This window comes from Sporosarcina luteola, from assembly GCF_007991495.1.
In the GTDB taxonomy this organism is placed as follows: Bacteria; Bacillota; Bacilli; order Bacillales_A; family Planococcaceae; genus Sporosarcina; species Sporosarcina luteola.
On record NZ_BJYL01000036.1, the window covers coordinates 43,120 to 62,362 of the forward strand.

18 protein-coding genes, 2 pseudogenes and 1 riboswitch are annotated in these 19,243 nt (G+C 42.0%); of the genes and pseudogenes, 17 read left to right on the forward strand and 3 right to left on the reverse strand.

Features of this window, described 5'->3' with window-relative positions:
• Window positions 1-74: 74 nt before the first annotated feature.
• Window positions 75-710 (forward strand): MBL fold metallo-hydrolase, encoded by a 636-nt coding sequence (locus SLU01_RS13475; protein WP_147059195.1) that lies wholly within the window; start codon window positions 75-77, stop codon window positions 708-710.
• A gap of 87 nt (window positions 711-797) precedes the next feature.
• Here SLU01_RS13475 and SLU01_RS13480 read toward each other — a convergent pair whose 3' ends face one another.
• Window positions 798-1,040: a DUF2626 family protein gene (locus tag SLU01_RS13480; RefSeq protein WP_147059197.1), complete on the reverse strand. Its 243-nt coding sequence runs from the start codon at window positions 1,038-1,040 to the stop codon at window positions 798-800.
• Between the two features lie 300 nt (window positions 1,041-1,340).
• Here SLU01_RS13480 and comGA point away from each other — a divergent pair, with 300 nt between their 5' ends.
• The 10 genes from comGA to gcvPB all read left to right on the forward strand — a co-directional run bounded on the left by comGA (window position 1,341) and on the right by gcvPB (window position 10,001).
• The gene (comGA, locus tag SLU01_RS13485; RefSeq protein ID WP_147059199.1) at window positions 1,341-2,348 is read left to right on the forward strand and encodes a competence type IV pilus ATPase ComGA; all 1,008 of its coding nucleotides are present in this window, start codon (window positions 1,341-1,343) and stop codon (window positions 2,346-2,348) included.
• Window positions 2,341-3,396 carry a competence type IV pilus assembly protein ComGB gene (gene comGB / locus SLU01_RS13490; protein ID WP_147059201.1) on the forward strand — a complete coding sequence of 352 codons (1,056 nt, stop codon included), beginning with the start codon at window positions 2,341-2,343 and terminating at the stop codon, window positions 3,394-3,396. The genes comGA and comGB overlap by 8 nt, the downstream gene beginning before the upstream one ends.
• 12 nt (window positions 3,397-3,408) lie before the next feature.
• Window positions 3,409-3,747, forward strand: coding sequence for a competence type IV pilus major pilin ComGC (comGC, locus tag SLU01_RS13495; RefSeq protein ID WP_174842657.1), 339 nt, complete (start codon window positions 3,409-3,411; stop codon window positions 3,745-3,747).
• The gene (locus tag SLU01_RS13500) at window positions 3,737-4,180 is read left to right on the forward strand and encodes a GspH/FimT family protein (protein ID WP_170232717.1); all 444 of its coding nucleotides are present in this window, start codon (window positions 3,737-3,739) and stop codon (window positions 4,178-4,180) included. The genes comGC and SLU01_RS13500 overlap by 11 nt, the downstream gene beginning before the upstream one ends.
• Window positions 4,170-4,472 (forward strand): type II secretion system protein, encoded by a 303-nt coding sequence (locus SLU01_RS13505; RefSeq protein ID WP_147059205.1) that lies wholly within the window; start codon window positions 4,170-4,172, stop codon window positions 4,470-4,472. Before SLU01_RS13500 ends, SLU01_RS13505 begins: the two co-directional genes overlap by 11 nt.
• Complete coding sequence (locus SLU01_RS13510; protein WP_147059207.1) at window positions 4,457-4,912, forward strand: ComGF family competence protein; 456 nt, start codon at window positions 4,457-4,459, stop codon at window positions 4,910-4,912. Before SLU01_RS13505 ends, SLU01_RS13510 begins: the two co-directional genes overlap by 16 nt.
• Before the next feature lie 163 nt (window positions 4,913-5,075).
• Window positions 5,076-5,588, forward strand: coding sequence for a shikimate kinase (locus SLU01_RS13520; protein WP_147059211.1), 513 nt, complete (start codon window positions 5,076-5,078; stop codon window positions 5,586-5,588).
• A 231-nt stretch (window positions 5,589-5,819) separates the two neighbouring features.
• Window positions 5,820-5,912, forward strand: a riboswitch (glycine riboswitch).
• 142 nt (window positions 5,913-6,054) lie between these two features.
• A complete protein-coding gene (gcvT, locus tag SLU01_RS13525; protein WP_147059213.1) occupies window positions 6,055-7,152 on the forward strand; it encodes a glycine cleavage system aminomethyltransferase GcvT in 1,098 nt (365 codons plus the stop codon).
• A gap of 25 nt (window positions 7,153-7,177) precedes the next feature.
• On the forward strand, window positions 7,178-8,530 hold the full coding sequence (gene gcvPA / locus SLU01_RS13530) for an aminomethyl-transferring glycine dehydrogenase subunit GcvPA (protein WP_147059215.1): 1,353 nt from the start codon (window positions 7,178-7,180) through the stop codon (window positions 8,528-8,530).
• On the forward strand, window positions 8,523-10,001 hold the full coding sequence (gcvPB, locus tag SLU01_RS13535; RefSeq protein ID WP_147059216.1) for an aminomethyl-transferring glycine dehydrogenase subunit GcvPB: 1,479 nt from the start codon (window positions 8,523-8,525) through the stop codon (window positions 9,999-10,001). The genes gcvPA and gcvPB overlap by 8 nt, the downstream gene beginning before the upstream one ends.
• Before the next feature lie 56 nt (window positions 10,002-10,057).
• On the opposite strand, the gene SLU01_RS13540 is transcribed toward gcvPB, so the two are convergent.
• Together SLU01_RS13540 and SLU01_RS13545 are read right to left on the reverse strand one after the other, a co-directional pair.
• A complete protein-coding gene (locus SLU01_RS13540; protein WP_147059218.1) occupies window positions 10,058-11,323 on the reverse strand; it encodes an ATP-binding protein in 1,266 nt (421 codons plus the stop codon).
• A 77-nt stretch (window positions 11,324-11,400) separates the two neighbouring features.
• Window positions 11,401-11,742: a rhodanese-like domain-containing protein gene (locus tag SLU01_RS13545; RefSeq protein ID WP_246110987.1), complete on the reverse strand. Its 342-nt coding sequence runs from the start codon at window positions 11,740-11,742 to the stop codon at window positions 11,401-11,403.
• 270 nt (window positions 11,743-12,012) lie between these two features.
• Here SLU01_RS13545 and lipM point away from each other — a divergent pair, with 270 nt between their 5' ends.
• The 6 genes and pseudogenes from lipM to SLU01_RS13575 all read left to right on the forward strand — a co-directional run.
• On the forward strand, window positions 12,013-12,849 hold the full coding sequence (gene lipM, locus SLU01_RS13550) for an octanoyltransferase LipM (protein WP_507772825.1): 837 nt from the start codon (window positions 12,013-12,015) through the stop codon (window positions 12,847-12,849).
• Between the two features lie 171 nt (window positions 12,850-13,020).
• Window positions 13,021-13,812: pseudogene (locus tag SLU01_RS13555) on the forward strand (ribonucleotide reductase barrel domain-containing protein); the annotation flags it as partial.
• 230 nt (window positions 13,813-14,042) lie between these two features.
• Window positions 14,043-14,906 carry a helix-turn-helix domain-containing protein gene (locus SLU01_RS13560; protein WP_246110988.1) on the forward strand — a complete coding sequence of 288 codons (864 nt, stop codon included), beginning with the start codon at window positions 14,043-14,045 and terminating at the stop codon, window positions 14,904-14,906.
• A gap of 440 nt (window positions 14,907-15,346) precedes the next feature.
• Window positions 15,347-17,086: pseudogene (locus SLU01_RS13565) on the forward strand (vitamin B12-dependent ribonucleotide reductase); the annotation flags it as partial.
• Window positions 17,087-18,002: 916 nt separating this feature from the next.
• Entirely contained in the window at window positions 18,003-18,572 is a 570-nt protein-coding gene (locus SLU01_RS18265) for a M23 family metallopeptidase (RefSeq protein WP_281288396.1), read from the forward strand.
• 310 nt (window positions 18,573-18,882) lie between these two features.
• Window positions 18,883-19,243: RNA polymerase sigma factor (locus tag SLU01_RS13575; protein ID WP_281288397.1), on the forward strand; the 361-nt coding region annotated here is incomplete at its 3' end.

A 19,243-nucleotide genomic window follows, 5' to 3' on the forward strand; every position in this document is an offset into this window, starting at 1 on the left:
TCGAGGCAAATTAATGACGTTTGTTTGAAATCGCTTCACAAGTCCATTACTATTTAATGAGGGAGGTGTGAATGATGTTAAACGTACGTACATATCCACTAGGTCCGATACAGACGAATTGCTATATCATCCATTATAATGAAGGCGGCTGCTTAGTAATTGACCCGGGAGAGGAAGGGAACCGGATTATTGCGGAAATTGAAAAGATGAAACGAAAACCGTTAGCCATCCTTTTGACACATGCGCATTTCGATCATATTGGCGCTGTAGATCAGGTAAGAAATCATTTTTCCATACCGGTTTATGTTCATAAAAAGGAAAAAGATTGGCTGGGGAATCCCGATCTTAATGGTTCATCCAAATATCCTGGTTTGCCGTTAGTTCAAAATGGATCGGCCGATAAGTTCCTGTCTGAAGGACAGCTGACAATTGGTCCATTCGATTTCGAGGTCCGTCATACACCGGGGCATTCTCCTGGAAGTGTCTCCTTTATTTTTACGGATGCACAAGTAGCCATTGTTGGAGATACGCTCTTTAGGCAAAGTATCGGCAGGACAGATCTGCCTGGTGGAAACACAAACACATTGCTCAATTCCATCCATAACAAGATATTATCATTGGATGATGAGTTTATAGTATACCCGGGACATGGTCCCTCTACTACACCTGGTGAAGAAAAGGATCATAATCCATTTTTGAATGGATTTTAATGAAAAAAAGCGAAGGGCGCCTCTAGCGCCCGAAGCAGGATAGAAAAAGTAAAAAACCCGTCAGCTGACGGGTTTTTTGTTTGGCGATCAGTGACCGCCACCTGGTACGTGAATGAATGTTGCATAATAGCTGAATCCTACCATGAAAATCATTAGGTAAGCTCCGAACATGTACATATACATACGCTCTGTAAGATTCAAATATCCAAGCAACAGGAAGAAAATAGTGCTGGCAACAAAGATGACGGTTGCTGGCATCATCCCTCCAATGAAAAACATTACAGCGAAAATACCAGTCCAAAAACCACATAGCTTGAACATGTTATCCATAAGTGCGTCCCTCCTAACATAAAACAATGCAAAGATCTCCTAATCATTATAATGGATAGCAACTCTAAAAGTAAACTCTTATCGGATCGACATTGTGACAAATGGATGTACTGAATTGTAGAAAAACAGTAGAAAATTTGTTTTTCTGACGAAAAAGCTGGTTCTAATTTAATTATCTGCCGAATTTGGCCATTCTATTTCGAGTTTCCGTATAATCATTCCATTTTATATTCATTCATCGTATACTCACTGTAAGGTGGAAAGCGGCCTTTCACCTCGATATTGAAAGAGGGGTGTTCAATGGACAAGCGTAACAATCTAATCGAAACAAAATGCTTTGAGCTATTGGAACGGGCGATTGCAAATGAGGCGACAGACATCCATCTTGTTCCGTTGCGTGATCGTTATGACGTATGTTTCAAAAAGAATTCTAGACTTGAACGGACCGGCTCATTTCCCCCACAATTGGCGGCCCGTATGATCTCCTTTTATAAATTCCTTTCTTCGTTAGATATTAGTGACAAACGAAAACCTCAGAGCGGTTCATTTCACAAGAAAATACAGGATGAAAATTTTTCATTCCGTGTTTCAACTATTCCATCCATTCAACTTAAAGAAAGTGTCGTCATTCGACTGCAAAAGCATGACAAAATAATGCCGTTGAATCAGCTATGCATTGAACCTCAATGGGAGAAGAAACTTCGGAGGGCGACGGAAGAGCAACAAGGCCTAATTATCGTCACAGGTCCAACCGGCAGTGGAAAAACGACTACGATTTATTCATTGACAGCCCACTGCGTCAATCTTCTCGAAAGACATGTTATTTCACTTGAGGACCCTGTGGAAAATAATCATTCCCATTTGCTTCAAATTCAGGTGAATGAACGGTCTGGCATGACGTATGCTGCCGGCTTGAAAGCGATTTTAAGGCACTCTCCTGACGTTATCATGATCGGTGAAATTAGGGATTCTGAAACAGCAAAGACAGCAGTTGCTGCGGCTTTGACAGGGCATCTTGTCCTGACGACTGTACATGCTAAAGATCCGGAAGGCTGTTTTTATAGGCTGATGGATTTTGGCATCACCCCGGAAGAGTTACGGCAGACAATCGTATGCATTTCTGCCCAACGGCTCATTCAGAAAAAAAACGGCGGAACGGGAGCTGTCTTTGAAATTGTCCAAGGAGATTTATTGGACGCGATTTCTGAAGGCATTATTAAAGGTGAACGTGTGGCAGTTCCGCGTGAAATGAAAATCGAACACCTCAGAAAAAAATACGGCATTCAAAAAGAGAATTCCTATGGTTAAAATTCGAACATGGTCTATCAGAAACTCCTTGCACGAAATTGAAAATCGAGCTGCTTTTTTAGAGAGACTTTCTGTTTTATTGCGCGAAGGATACACCTTTCATGATGGATTAGTTGTTTTACTGCCGCACCATACAAAACATTATGTAGAGCTAATTGAACAGACAGAATCGGATTTTAAAAAAGGGCATGGGACTACGGCCGTTCTCCAAAGGCTCGGTTTTTCTTCCAGTACTCTTCTGCCTGTTATCGTGTCTGAGATAGACGGAAGATTGGCGGAAGCGTTGAAAGGGATTGCTGAACGGTTAAAACGAACGGATGAACGGAAGAAAAAGCTAAGGAATCTTCTTTTGTATCCGATAGTCCTTTTCACGTTCATGGGGATTTTGCTAGTGGTATTCCGAAACTATTTCCTGCCGAATCTTCAAACGTTGGCGATTGCAAGGAATGAGGAAGCGACTGGATTCGTCAACTTATTACCTATTATCGTCTCTAAAATCCCGGATGTAATGCTCGGTATTGGAACGTTTAGCATCCTTATTGCGGTTATTGGGGTGTTCGTATTCAGCAAGCTATCGCCGACAAAGAAAATTCGATTTTCTTTAAGAATACCAATTGCCGGGCAGTTCTTTTCCAAAATGAAAACAAGAGATTTTGCTGGAGAAATTGGTAGTCTGCTGCATTCTGGCTTATCCATGCAAGATGCCCTTGAAGTTTTGGTGGAACAAAATGTAGACCCGATCATGAGTGAAATTGCAAAAGAAGTAAAAGAGCATGTTGTCTATGGAGAAAGTTTCGACCATGCAATTGATATGACCGATGGCTTGCGTGAAGACTTGAGTGCATATGCGAAACATGGTTCTGATACGGGTCACTTGGCGAAAGAACTCATCATTTACAGCGAAAACCTTCAAGAATTGATTGAAGAGGAAATTGGAAAGTGGTTAGCTGTATTGCAACCTGTATTGTTCACCATTTTGGCCATTTGCATCCTATCCGCCTATCTAGCGTTACTATTGCCAGTATACGGGATGTTTGACACTTTATAAGGAGGGGGAAAAGTGAAGTTTATTCAGGAAGAGAGAGCGTTCACGCTCATCGAAATGATGATCGTCCTGCTCATCATTTCAGTATTGGTTTTGATCGCTATACCGAACGTTGCAAAGCATTCCAGCACAATCGATGAAAAGGGTTGTTCTGCTTTTGTCAAAATGGCTCAAGGACAAGTGGAGGCATATAAGATGGAACATCATGAGATTCCTACGGTAGATGTGCTAACAGAAGAAGGATATTTGCCTAGTGGTGCTACTTGCCCTGACGGAACTGGAATTTCAATAGTGGACGGGGAAGTTCGTCCTGATTCGGTCCCTAATGATTCGGCATCTGGAAATGACGACTAAAAGACAAGCGGGATTTACATTCCTTGAATTGCTTTTAGTGCTTAGCGTCGTTGTTGTACTGACTGCCGTCATATTACCGATTGGCGACCGTTGGATTCAAAAGCAGAGTGAAGATGAGGCGTTGCATGCGCTGGTTGCAACGATCCATCATGCACAAGCGTATGCGATTGCGAATAATGTGGCGACAACAATCAAGTTTCACAATTCGGGCAGGTCATATAGCTTATTTGCACCACTTTCTGTCACGCAGTCAACGACCCATTTCCCGGAAGGCATGTATGGGGTAAGTGGCAACCATCGAACTAGCGTGGTGGAATTCCATCCGAACGGGCATATCATCAATCCTGGCACGGTCATTGTACGTACGACTAACGGTGATAAACGGATAACATTGCAATTGGAACATGGGAGGGTGCTCGTCCATGACCAATGAAAAGGGGTTTTCATGGCCTGAATCCATTTTATCCCTCAGTATACTTATGATCATCTTCGGGACGTTATTGCCGCTGTATTCTCATATGTCTGCGCAAATGGAGATGAAAAAACTAGATATGCATGCTGCTGAAACTGCTTACCACGCCGCTGTCCTTCACAGCTCGTATGGATTGACAGAAGGGGAAAATTTGTTGGAACAGACTGTATATAGATGGTCGATTCAGGCTAATTCCATTTGCGTCACGTACCGAAACTTTGAAAAGGAAGTCATGAAATGCATAGACGTATGAAACATCAGAATGAATTTGGATATTCACTTCTTGAATCTATTTTCCAATTGCTGATCATGGCGGTATTTCTTCATTTTTTTGTCCTCTTTTTCCATTGGAAGGCTCCCATTGAACGCCAAATAAAAGATTATTATGAAACAGAGTGGGAGCTGTTTGGAATTGATTTACAAGCGCTGCTGAAAGAAGCGGAAGAGTTTAATGTATTAATGGGAGGCCAATCCATTTCATTTATCACTGAAAGGGGGAAAATAGAGGTCGGTCGAAGTAGTACGGTCATACGTAAAAAAGTTGGTAATGAGGGCCGGGGCCATATTTCCATGTTTACGAATGTATCTTCAGCGTCTTTCAACCAATACGGACATGAGTTATATTTGGAGGTGGAAATGCTTGACGGCAGGAAAAGGGAAAAATGGTTCGCCATTGGCCGTAGTCCAGAATGAAGAAGGGACAATTTTAGCCGCTGCACTTATTTTACTAATTGTCGTTAGCCTCTTTCTTTTTACCCTTGTTTCGTGGCATAGTAATCTATACAGAACATTCGATTCAATTGAAACTTATTATGTGAATGAAACAACAAAGATAATGGGGCAAGGCGGTTAAAATATGAAGAAAGTTTATTTGGTCGGTTTTATGGGCAGTGGGAAAAGCGCAATCGGCAAGCGTTTAAGCAATTTGTTGGATATGCCTTTTTATGATATGGATACGGTTATTGCGCAACAGACCGGAATGACAATTCCTCAAATTTTTGAAACGTATGGCGAGGAAGGATTTAGAGAAATGGAAACGACCTTCCTACACACATTCCGGGATGAATATTGTATTATCGCGACAGGCGGCGGTGTTGCGATGCGTAAAGAAAATAGGGAAATTATGAGAAGAACGGGGTTAGTCTTTTATTTGAACTCCACATTCCGGGATATTTGGCGGCGAATCTCCACAGATACAAATCGGCCGATCGTCCAAAGATCCACTAAAAGTGAATTAGAAGCACTTTTTAATAAGAGGAAGCCGCTGTATCTCCAAAGTGCTCATTTTAAAGTCGAGACTGCCAATAGGTCCTTGAAAGAAATTACACAGTATATAGCATTTCAGATTGCCAGGTTTAAGGATGGCTAAGACATATTCTTTTCAGGGAAAACAATTTAAAACGTTTAAGAAATACAATGAATATTAATTCGAATGATTAAAACACGAACGAAATTCGGTAATTAAATAAAAAATGTTCGTTAATTTCGAGCCGCTTTAAAAAGGATTGCGCTTCCACATATGAAATGTTAAGATATAAGGCGAAAGGACAGTTTGTTGTCCGAAACTTTATACACTTACCAATAAATTGCATATGGCGGATGATTGGATTGGGGAGAGCACGCATTAGGCGTCGCCGAAGGAGCAAGTAACTCAAGTTATGAATCTCTCAGGCAAAAAGACCCGTTCATGACGCATCTCTGGAGAGTGCCGGCATTATCGGCCACCAACGAGGAAAGCCGCAAGGTCAAACTTTCAGGTACACGGACAGGGGTTCTCTTAATTCAAAGGGGACCTCTGTCTTTTTTTATCAATTTATCCAAGGGGGAATACGACTGTGACAGAAACTTTGAAACGCACTGCGCTCTTTGAAAGCTATCAACAATATGGGGGCAAGACGATCGATTTCGGCGGATGGGAATTACCGGTCCAGTTTTCAGGCATTAAAGCTGAGCATGAAGCTGTCAGAACAAAGGCTGGATTATTCGATGTATCGCATATGGGCGAAGTTTTCATTTCCGGAGAAGGCGCTTTGGCATTCTTGCAGAACCTTGTAACAAATGATGTTTCCAAGTTGAAGGACGGCCAGGCACAATACACAGCAATGTGCTACGAAGACGGCGGGACTGTCGATGATCTATTAATCTATAAAAGAAAAGATAATGATTATCTGCTCGTAGTGAACGCCTCTAATATTGAAAAAGATGTTGAGTGGATGAAGAAGCATGCGACAAAGGACGTCGTCATTGAAGACCGTTCAGAAGAATTTGCTTTGATTGCATTACAAGGACCGAAAGCGCAAGAAGTATTGCAAAAACTGACTTCTGAGCCATTAGAAGAGATCAAGTTTTTCCGTTTCAAAGAGAATGTCGATGTCTCTGGACATAACGTACTAGTTTCCCGTACCGGTTATACAGGTGAAGACGGTTTTGAAATATACGGAACTCCAGAATCGGTAGTTGCGCTATGGCCAATCATTCTGAAAGCGGGGGAAGAGGAAGGTGTTGTCCCTGCTGGTTTAGGCTGCCGCGATACTTTGCGCTTTGAAGCAGGTTTACCGCTTTATGGTCAAGAATTATCAAAAGATATTTCACCGCTTGAAGCAGGCTTGGGCTTTGTCGTCAAGTTGAATAAAGAATCCTATTTTATCGGTAAAGAAGCTCTTGCTAAGCAAAAAGAGAATGGCGTATCTCGCAAGCTAGTCGGCCTTGAAATGATTGATAAGGGTATTCCGCGCACTGGCTACAAAGTGTTCGTTGGTGACGAGGAAATCGGTGAAGTCACGACTGGAACTCAATCACCTACCTTGAAAAAGAACATCGGTTTCGCACTTCTGGCATCTGTTCATACTGCTGTAGGAACTGAAGTCGAAGTTGAAATCCGAGGCAAGCGTTTGAAAGCAGCTTTAATTGCTACACCATTTTATAAACGATAATTGAATGAAGAGGAGAAATGTGGATATGAAGCTCAAGCATCGTTATATTCCTATGACGGATTCAGATCGCGATGAAATGCTATCGACTATCGGTGTTGCGACGGTTGATGAACTTTTTGAAGACATTCCGGAAAAAGTACGTTTTAAAGGCGAACTAAATATAAAAAAAGCGAAGTCCGAATCTGCGTTGACGAAGGAACTAGCACAACTTGCCGCGAAAAATGCTGATGCTCGTACATATGCATCATTCCTTGGAGCTGGTGTGTACGATCACTATAAACCGATCATCGTTGATCATGTTATTTCACGTTCCGAATTCTATACAGCTTATACACCATACCAACCTGAAATTTCACAAGGTGAATTACAAGCCATCTTCGAATTCCAGACGATGATTTGTGAACTGACAGGTATGGATATTGCAAACTCTTCGATGTATGACGGTGGTACAGCCCTTGCTGAAGCAGGCACGATGGTTGCAGGACATACACGTCGTACGAAAATCCTTATTTCCGAAACGGTTCATCCGGAAGCGCGTGACGTTGTACTTGCTTATGCGACAGGTCAATCAATCGAAGTCGTGACAATTCCTCAGAAAGATGGAGTTACTGATTTGGATCAGCTTGGGGAATTAATAGATGACAACACTGCAGGTGTGCTCGTCCAGTACCCGAACTTCTTCGGACAAGTGGAAGATCTTCAGAAAATCGGTGAAATGACGCATGAAAAAGGCGGCTTATTCGTCGTATCAGCGAACCCGCTTGCACTTGGTGTTTTGACACCGCCAGGCAAACTTGGTGCGGATATTACTGTAGGAGATGCTCAGCCATTTGGTATTGCGGAACAGTTCGGAGGACCGCATTGCGGATACTTCGCTTCAACGAAAAAATTGATGCGTAAAATGCCTGGAAGATTGGTCGGTGAAACGACAGATGAAGCAGGCAGACGTGGTTATGTGCTGACGCTTCAAGCACGTGAGCAGCATATCCGACGCGATAAGGCTACCTCCAACATCTGTTCGAACCAAGCATTGAATGCACTTGCGGCCTCAGTTGCAATGACTGCATTAGGCAAAGTCGGTGTAAAAGAGATTGCTTACCAAAATATCGCAAAAACAGCTTACGCGAAAAGCGCATTTGAAAAAGCAGGCTTTGACGTGAAATATAACGGTGCGCATTTCAATGAAATCGTCGTTGACGTCAAGAAGCCTATTAAAGAAGTAAATGCGAAACTTCTTGAAAAAGGTTTTATCGGTGGATATGATCTTGGTTTGACATATCCTGAGCTTTCCAACCATGTATTGATTGCTGTGACTGAACAGCGTACAAAAGAAGAAATCGATGCACTCGTGCAGGAAATGGAGGCTACCCATGCATAAAGATAACCAACCGCTAATTTTTGAAATGACGAAAGAAGGTCGGATCGGCTATAGTCTGCCTGAGCTTGATGTGCCGGAAATCGACTTATCCAGCCACTTGCCGAACGGTTATGTAAGGGAGGAATCTGCTGAACTTCCTGAAGTTTCCGAGCTTGATATTATGCGACATTATACGGCTTTATCGAATCGTAACCACGGAGTTGACACTGGGTTTTACCCACTTGGATCTTGTACGATGAAATACAATCCGAAAATCAATGAAGCAGTTGCCCGTTTCCCTGGATTTGCGAACATTCACCCATTGCAGGATGAATCGACTGTCCAAGGCGCTATGGAAATAATGTACGATTTGCAACAGCATCTATCCGAAATTACAGGCATGGATGAAGTGACACTTCAACCAGCTGCAGGTGCGCATGGAGAATGGACTGCGTTAATGATGATCCGCGCATTCCATGAAGCGAACGGAGAAGGCAACCGTACAAAAGTACTTGTACCGGATTCTGCCCACGGCACGAACCCTGCTTCTGCCACTGTTGCGGGATTTGATACAGTAACAATCAAGACCAATGAATCTGGATTGGTGGATATTGAAGACTTGAGAGCGAAGGTTGATGAAAACACAGCTGCCTTCATGTTGACAAATCCTAACACACTTGGACTTTTTGAAAGAGATGTCCTTGAAATTTCGGAAATCGTACATGGAGTTGGCGGCAAGATGTACTATGATGGGGCTAACTTGAATGCCATTATGGCAAAAGTACGCCCGGGAGACATGGGCTTTGATGCAGTTCACTTGAACTTGCATAAAACATTTACAGGTCCTCACGGTGGCGGCGGTCCAGGATCTGGTCCAGTCGGCGTGACAACGGAATTAGCTCCATTCCTGCCGAAGCCGATTCTCGTAAAAAAAGACGATCAATATACGTTCGAATATGATCGCCCGCAATCAATCGGCCGAGTGAAGCCGTTTTACGGTAATTTCGGCATCTATTTACGCGCATACACATATATCCGTTCCATGGGGCCAGATGGCTTGAAAGCTGTAACTGAGTATGCTGTATTGAATGCGAACTATATGATGCGCAAACTGGAATCGTATTTCGACCTTCCATACAAACAGCATTGTATGCATGAATTTGTCTTGTCCGGCCGTCGCCAAAAGAAATTGGGCGTCCGTACTTTGGATATGGCGAAACGTCTGCTAGACTTCGGCTTCCATCCACCTACAATTTACTTCCCGTTGAATGTTGAAGAGGGAATGATGATTGAGCCGACAGAAACGGAATCAAAGGAAACGCTTGATTCGTTCATCGATGCAATGATCCAAATTGCTAAGGAAGTCGATGAGAACCCTGAAATCGTTCAGGAAGCACCACATACGACAGTCATCAACCGCCTTGATGAAACGAAAGCGGCCCGTCAACCGGTTCTGCGTTATGTAAAAGAAGAAGAGCTTGTAAATGCTTGAGAATAGCAATGAAAAGAGGAGAGTCCCGACTTGGGGCTCTCCTTTTAAAATGTGTATTAAAAGCCGATGGAACCGTTTTGTTCCCATTCACCTTTTGTAGACCGTCTATGCTGTTTTTGAAGATCTTCAATCCTTCGATCATAGGTGATTTTCCCGTCATAGTGATACCCGATCGCTATGGACATATATAGTTCATTCAACTGGGAAATTGACAGTCCTTTTGTTTTTCCGGCCATGTCGTCAAGCTGTTCACCATTGAAAAGGTTTTTAATGTCCAATTGTTTTAAGTATGCTCTTCTTACTTTCGTCGTCGGCGAGGGGATTTCGTACGTACTGTCAAAGCGTCCTGCACGATTGATCAGTGCTGGGTCGATACGCTCCGGGTAATTGGTCGTGCCGATGATAAAGAGCCCATCTCGAACCCGTGCGCCGTCCAATGTGTTCAGGAATGTACTCCTCGTATGCTCAGGCATCGAGTCGATATCTTCGATGACAAGGATCGCGGGCGCCATCCTTGCTACGGTGCTGAATACCTCTTCGACAGAATAACTGCCTGTATACTCTGTGATTTGCCAGTAGATCACTGGAGCTGTCGTTGAACCGGTAATTGAACGGACGAGAGTCGTTTTGCCGTTCCCTGGAGCTCCATGCAATAATATGCCGCGCTTATAAGGAATTCCGTACTCTTTATAAAAGATGCCGTCATTTTTGAAAAATTCATCGACGGATCGATAAATATCATTTTTTATCGTGTCTTCAAGAAAAACATCGCCGCGAGTAATCTTATGTTCATATGCAAAACTCTTTTTAACAACACCGCTCTCTGAGTCCACTAAATAGGTAATTGTCGTTTTCATCTGTTCACGTTGTAATCGGTTCACATCTTCGATGAAGAGCAATACATTTTCGGATGATGGCGCAAATATATGGTGTTCGGGCCATGTAGAACCACTGTCGACATAATAAAGCATTTGCGTGAAAGCGATATTATAGTCGGGGAAATAGAACAATTGATTTTCCAATGTTTCAGAAACCCGCAATTCAAATGAACGATCTGACTCGGTTTTTTCAACCTTCCCGGAAGGACGCGTTCCATAGACAAGACCGAGCGATTCGAATTGTAATTTCCCTTTTTTCATCAATTCATCAATGACCGATTCCGCATGAGAAATGAGTGCATCCGCCTGAATGATTTTCCAGTCTTGTTCTTTTCGTTCATTTAAGCGCTCGATGACATTCCTGATAATGAAAGCATAGTTTTCATAATTAGGATGCGAATCTCGAAAAAAATCGTCAATTGGTAATAAAGTCTTTTTATCCATTCAAGTCTCCTATCTTTTTCCTATAGAAAAAGTTCCTCCGATGGAAGAACTTAATTTCTGCATACGACGTTATTCAGTTATTTGCTTTTCACTTTGCCTGTCCAAGTGCGGAATCCGCCTTGCAATTGGAACAGTTGAGTATAACCTTTTTTCTTCAAGAACAGTGCTGCTCTGGAACTTTTACCGGTATTTTGATCGTATAAATAGACGGGCTTATCAGGCCGGATTTCATTATGACGCTGACGGAACTGGGAATATGGGATGTTGCGCGCACCTAAAATATGGCCCGCTTCAAATTCCTTCGGTTCACGCACATCAATCAATTGAGATTTACGATAACCTTCGATAAATTGCTCTTGTGTCAAGTTAGATACTGCTTTTCGCAAACGCAGCATGGTAATGACAAAATATAAAATCATAGCTAATACAACTGCACCTAAAACATAGTAATTCACAACCACTTTTCCCCTTTCGATATATAGTATCATTATATAGAATGAAAGGCGCTTGTTCAATGGGAATGATTTTTATAAGGGAAGAATATGCAGAACTCACGTTTAATAAAAAATCAATACTTATTTGAGAAAAGGCTTCGTGGTACTATTGAGATATTGTGTGTGAAAAAATAGCACATATGAACAAAGGGATGTTAGAATGAAAAGCATTGTTGTGGAGGGGGGAGATTCAGTTTGGTTTTAGCTAAATGGCATTTCATAAATTCAGGAAAGTGTTCACCTTCCTACAATATGGCACTTGATGAGGCATTATTGGAATGGCATAGCAGAGGGGAGATCGGACCTGTTCTGCGTTTTTATGAATGGGAGCCGGCTGCCTTGTCGATCGGTTACTTTCAGAAAGTGGAGAAGGAAATCGATTTGGAAGCCGTCGAGAAGCATGGCCTCGGATTTGTTCGCCGTCCGACGGGTGGAAGAGGTGTCTTACATGAGCATGAACTTACATATAGCGTAATCGTCACGGAAGACTATCCAGGCATGCCGGAGACCGTCACGGAAGCCTACCGGGTCATTTCGGGCGGAGTGTTGCAAGGGTTCCGAAATCTCGGCTTGCATGCAGAATTCTCAGTGCCTGTCACCGAGGAGCAGAACAATGATCTGAAGAAGCCAAAGAGCGCAGTTTGTTTCGACGCTCCCAGCTGGTATGAGCTCGTCGTTGAAGGAAAAAAAGTTGCAGGCAGTGCACAAACTCGTCAAAAAGGCGTGATTTTGCAGCATGGCGCAATTTTATTAGGTCTGGATGAGGAGAAATTGATTTCTTTGTTCAAATTTGATTCTGAAGAGAGCAGAGAGCGAATGCGTAGAAGTCTTCCTGAAAAGGCTGTTGCTGTCGATCGATTGACGGATAGGGAAATTTCGATGGAAGAGTGCGTAGGCGCCTTTGCCAAAGGTTTTGAGGCGGCATTAGAAATTGAACTCCATCCGTTGGAGCTTTCACCAGAACAATTGCTTTTCGTGAAGGAAATCGAACAAAGGAAATATGCGAATAAAGATTGGACTTTTAAAATGTGAGCAGTGGCACTTTTGTTCTATTTTTAGACGGTAAACATCTTAGTTGCGCCATTTGGATAGAAATGTAAAAGATGATCATATTGAATGATGTTTCAATATGTAGTAGATTAGGGAATAGAATCAGCACAACATGTTGTGTTGCTGAAAATATACCAGAAGGAGGATGCGTTAATGTTAGTTGTTTCAAAGCATCAGGAACCAATTCTGGACAAGTTGCGGTTGAACGCGGATATTGCCGAATTCCCGCAAGTGCATCCAATTACAGAAGATATGAATATTGAACACAGCGGGGTGTCCCGCCTCGTCATGATCGACCGTTATTCTTTTAAGGATATCGAAAAGAAAACACTGAAAGTCGGTGATTTCGTCGTCTTAACAGTGAAGGAAGATCCGAAATTCCCGGCGAGAGGTCTTGGGTTCATCACAGCTCTTGATAAAGAAAATAGAAAAGCGGATATTTGGATTGAAAAGGAATACCGCAGTGCAATCGATAATCCTGAGAGTATGGAAACAGGAATTATTACGAGACCGATCGACGTTATTGAAAAGCCGCTTGAAGTCTTTTATGAACAGATTGCCAAAAGGAATGCGACTGGTCTCGCGTCAGTTGAAAAGACAGAAGAGCAACGCGAAACCTCTTTCAATCGATTTTATGGACAACTGTCTAATATGAACTTCATCCCGGCGGGGCGTGTGTTATATGGTGCAGGGTCAGACACGGAAGTGACATTTTTCAACTGTTACGTCATGCCGTTTGTTGCGGATTCCCGCGAAGGCATTTCGGATCATCGTAAACAAGTGATGGAGATCATGAGCCGTGGCGGCGGCGTCGGAACGAATGGTTCCACATTGCGACCACGCAATACATTGGCGCGCGGCGTCAACGGAAAATCTTCCGGTTCAGTATCATGGTTGGATGACATCGCGAAATTGACACATCTTGTTGAACAAGGTGGATCCCGTTAACCGATACACGGCGGGATTAAAATCCTGTGAATTGCTGGAACCCCCTTAGAGCCTTATTTACCACAACGTGACTAGTAATGGTGGGCGTGATGGTTTGAAAAAAATAAGGATTGGGCAATCAGCAGCGAAGGGTCTTTGGAAACGAAGATCAACGTTCAACGACTATTGAAACTTCCTAAAGCTTTAAAGAGTATTCATTCGAATGGATGGTGGATAACTTGGATGCAATGGAAGAAGTAAACCATGACAAACGGCAACGTCGTTATGGGGCGCAGGACAAAGATGAATTGATAAAAATAATTACGAAACTCCATGCAGAGGGCTTCAGCCAAGTGGAAATCGCTAAGAAGCTGGATTTATCTCGAGGGACTATTCTTCGTTGGAATAAAGAATTACATTTTTTTCAACCAAGAACTCCCGGGCAAGCTGGTAAATTGAAAAATAAGATTTATCAATACGATGAAGATTATTTTAAAGAGATTAAAACAGCGAACCAAGCTTATGTAGTTGGATTTATTCTTGGGGATGGAACAATATTGGATAGAGGAAAATCCAAAAGGATAAATATTACACTTGCTGCAAAAGATTATCAACTTCTTAAGGACATTGCACGGGAACTTAATATGGAAAATGCAGTTAAGTTTCGAAAGAAATGTGTAATAAACGAACAACATAAATATTCATTGGTGATTAATTCAACAAAAATGGCGAATGACTTAATAAACCTTGGAATTACACCTAATAAGACCGGCAAAGAACAATTTATCTTTTTTAATGATAAGGAACTTCAATGGGCTTTTTTAAGAGGTTTTTTTGATGCGGATGGTCATATTAGGGTGTATAAACGAAATGGTTATCTAAAAGCAAGAATGGGCTTTACGGGTAACCATGAAATATTAGAAGACATTCTTATTTTTTTAAAAACCCAAGGATTTGCCAGGAATGTTAATTCTCTAACGAAGAAAAAAGGTTGTTCTGATTTGTACTTAAGTAGTTTAAGAGAGCTAAAAGCAATCTATCCTCTACTTTATCAGCATGGAGACATCAAGTTAATTCGTAAGTATGATATATTTTCATCTTTGATGAGATAGTCTGATCTCATGTGAAAGCATGAGAGTTGGGCAGAAATGACCCAACCCTCTCCGAATAGAGAGTGTAACAAATAGCGTGGAGCACAAATGATTATGTTGGCGGATTAAACAAAAATGCTAGTCCGCGTCGTCCAGACAATGGATGACTAGAAAATCGGGTGAATTGCGAAAAACTCCTTAGAGGCCATTAAGCTACAACGTGACCGGAAACGGTGAGCGTGAATGCTTAAAAATTAATGGCATTGGACAATCCGCAGCCAAGCACCGTTTAAGGTGAAGGTTCAACGACTATCGAAAACATTCAATTGGAATGTAAGTAGAGTAGGGAAGTACAGTTCTTCCCGAAGCGCCCGACCCCTAACAGGTAAAGCTGAGGGTGATGATATAGTCTACTCCGTCTGCTACATGCAGAGAAATATCCTGAAAAGGACGGTACAAGGTGGCATCCTGACATTTACGAATTCATCATTTCGAAAATGCAAAATCCTAGGATTCTGCGTTATCTTATTGAAAATACAGAAGACGAATTGATCAAGAAACTCGCAAATGAAAAACTGAAATTCAAACCGCTTACTGTACAAGAAGAAGCGATGTACCAAGGAATCCTGAACTATCGGGCAATCCCTGGTATGGGTGGTTTCAACGAAGCGATCCTAAGAGACGCTGAAACGAAATTGCGTGACGGAGGAACTTATTCCGTTAACAATCCGGAATTCCTCACAGGTGCTAATATTTCAGTCACTTTGACAGATGATTTCATGAAAGCAGTAGAGCAAGACGCTGATTATGAACTTCGATTCCCAGCAGTTGAAAAATATTCACCTGAAGAAATGGTGACGTATAATGAAGAATGGCATAAAGTCGGCGATGTTAGAGAATGGGAGCGAAAAGGATTTGAAGTCCGGGTTTACCGGACAATCAAAGCGCGTGCACTATGGGATCTTATTAACATTTGTGCAACATACTCTGCAGAACCGGGTATTTTCTTTATCGACAATGCAAACAACGAAACGAATGCAAAAGCATACGGTCAGCAAGTCGTAGCGACAAACCCGTGTGGTGAGCAACCACTTGCTCCTTACAGTGTCTGTAATTTAGCTGCTGTAAACCTTGCTGAATTTGCTGATAAAGAATCGAAAACAGTAAACTATGAGAAACTGAAAGAAACCGTACGTGTCGGTGTCCGTATGCAAGACAACGTCATCGATGCGACACCTTATTTCCTTGAAGAAAATAAAGTGCAAGCCCTCGGCGAACGCCGTGTCGGACTTGGTGTCATGGGACTTGCTGATCTACTGATCTACTGTGAAAAAGAATATGGTTCAGAAGAAGGCAACGAACTTGTCGATAAAGTATTCGAAACGATTGCAACAACGGCTTACCGTGAATCAATCGAGATTGCAAAAGAGAAGGGAAGCTTCCCATTCCTTATCGGCAAGACGGACGAGGAAACTAAAGCCCTTCGAGAAGCTTTCATCAATACAGGCTTCATGAAAAAAATGCCGGAGGATATCCGTGAAGCAATTCTCGAACACGGCATTAGAAACTCGCATCTACTAACTGTTGCTCCGACGGGATCCACTGGAACCATGGTTGGCGTTTCTACCGGGTTAGAACCATATTTTTCCTTTACCTATTACCGCAGCGGCCGTCTAGGAAAATTCATCGAGGTCAAAGCGGGTATCGTGGAGGAATATTTACAAAGAAACCCAGAAGCAGATCCGGACAATTTGCCGGAGTGGTTCATTTCATCAATGAGCCTCGCACCGGAAGCGCATGCAGACGTACAATGTATCATCCAGCGCTGGATTGACAGCTCAATCTCGAAGACTGTGAACGCACCACGTGGTTATACAGTCGAACAAGTGGAAAGCGTCTACGAGCGTCTTTATAAAGGCGGAGCGAAAGGCGGCACTGTGTATGTCGATGGCAGCCGTGACTCACAAGTGCTCACGCTGAAAGCCGAAGAGAACGAAATGGACTCCGATTATGTAGAAGAGACTGTCGAACAACGAAAAGTTGTACTCGTGAATACGATTCAGGACTTGCGTTCGACAAACGTCACAATCGGATCCGAAGTCGGCGATACATGCCCAGTATGTAGACAAGGAACCGTCGAGGAAATGGGCGGATGTAACACATGCACGAACTGTAATGCACAGTTGAAGTGCGGGTTATAAGTTAATAGAGTAAATTCGAATCACACATAAAAAATCGTCTTTTCCGGAATGAGATGAAATAAGCTCGTTTGCCGGAATGGACGATTTTTTTGTTTGCATTGTTCAGAACCTTTTTCTCATCTTTGGTATAATAGAGTAATAGTGTGTTCGGATTATTCAGTGCTGGTAAATGAAGGAGAAATCTTGAGATATAGAGTGGGAGATATTAATGTAGTTTGTCCATGTTGTCGAAGTGGTACATTTAGTTGCAAAGAAGGGGGGATCAAGAATGTTCATTGATTATTACGGTAGTTTTAAATTTATATTTGTTTCTTTCGTAATTTGGTGGACTTTTTTGTTTGTGTTTCAACGAATGGCTTATCGTTTCACTGAAAAAAGGTCTTGGGTGAAAGATATCGTTTTGACGTTTCTACAAACTGCATTTGTTATAGTTACACTTCCCGTCCTGGCTTATTTTATGAGGTGAAGGTAGCCGTATTCCAAAAGCCGACCATTATGTTGAAATTTATCTCAAGGTGTTTCATTTCCATTTAACTTTTTTCGTTTGAAGTCAATGGCATGCAATTTGCTAATGGAAACTTGTTGTTTAGAAGCTAATTGGTGATAATCCTCATCTGAGTGGTGATAACTGCTGTTCTGATTTGAAAATGGCTAAAATGAGAAAAATTTGTTCGTCCTTGCGGAAAGGGGGAGAATATTTCGCGCGATGGATTGACACCTTAATCTTGGAAAACAGTGAACGCACCAAGCTGCTATACAGCTGAGCAAGAATCACTAGAGGAGGGACATGAGATGATTGTTGCACGTGAGCAGATAATTGTAGAGTTTCCATTGAGAGGCGAACACGCCAGGGACAAAAATTCCGAGTCACGGCACAAACAAATTAGGATCAAGATATGCTTATGACTTTGTTCAAGTGGATTGGGAAAGAAAAGGCTGGCCCGCTTATCGCACTAGTTTGGCGCAATATCTGCTATTTGGAGTTCCCTTAGATGACTATTATTGTTGGGGAAAAGAAGTATTTGCTCCTTGTGACGGAATCGTTGTTCAAGCGGAGGACGGTTATAAAGAACGAGCGAGAACAAAATTGCTCTCGGATATGTCTAACGCTTTTAAAAATGCTCGTTATTTCGACCCGAAACAAGACGACATACAATCTGTTGCTGGCAACTACATTATTATAGAATGTGCCCCCAATGTATATGCTGGATTAGTCCATCTTCAAACAGGATCAATTCAGGTTTCAGTTGGTCAGCGTGTGAAAAAAGGAGAAGTGATTGGTAGAGTTGGTCATTCAGGCAACTCCTTTGCTCCGCATTTGCATTTTCAACTCATGGATAGTAGTGACATAGCTGTTGCAAACGGATTGCCTTGTGCCTTTGAACAATACGAAATATTTAAAAATGGTATATGGGAAAAAGTAAATAATGGGATTCCAACAAACAAGGATAGAATAAGATTTCTTGAATCTGATGAAAGGAAATAAATTTTAATTGATTCTTTTTAGTTACGAGCATTGTGGATTTGTGAGGTGAGTCTAATCAGACTTTATTTTAAAGCTACATGTGATTACAAAAAATCGTCCTTTCTAGAATGGAGTATGGTGACTTCATTACTAGTTCGGGTGATTTTTTTATGCATGCATTTTGCTAAGGGCTTTCAAGACATTTTATTAGTTTGCGGATCCGATAAAACAATCTGGTAACAACATAATATCTCTAATATTTCTTCAATGTTGTACACTTTCTTTAAGAAATTGACTCTTTATTAGTGAAGGGCGTTGGAAAGGAGGAACTATGGACTCACAGTTTTTGTTGAAAATATATAATGAGCAGGCAAAAATGATTTATTTCTATTTGATGAAGAATGGCTGCAGTCATGAAGATGCGGAAGATATTGTTCAGGAAAGCTATATGAAGTATATCGCTTATAGTAGCGGTGTCCCATCCGATAAAGCCCTTTCCTATATTTTCACCATTTCAATGAATGAGTTTAAGAAGTTGTTGCGAAAAAAGGGGAAAGAGCAGGTATTTATAATTGATGATCACTTTTGGCAAAACTTCGCAAATGACGAAGATACGGAGTCCAGTATCTTACAGCTTGAAATGAGTCAGGAAATCGAGCTTACCTTAAGACATATTAAAGAAGTTTATAGAC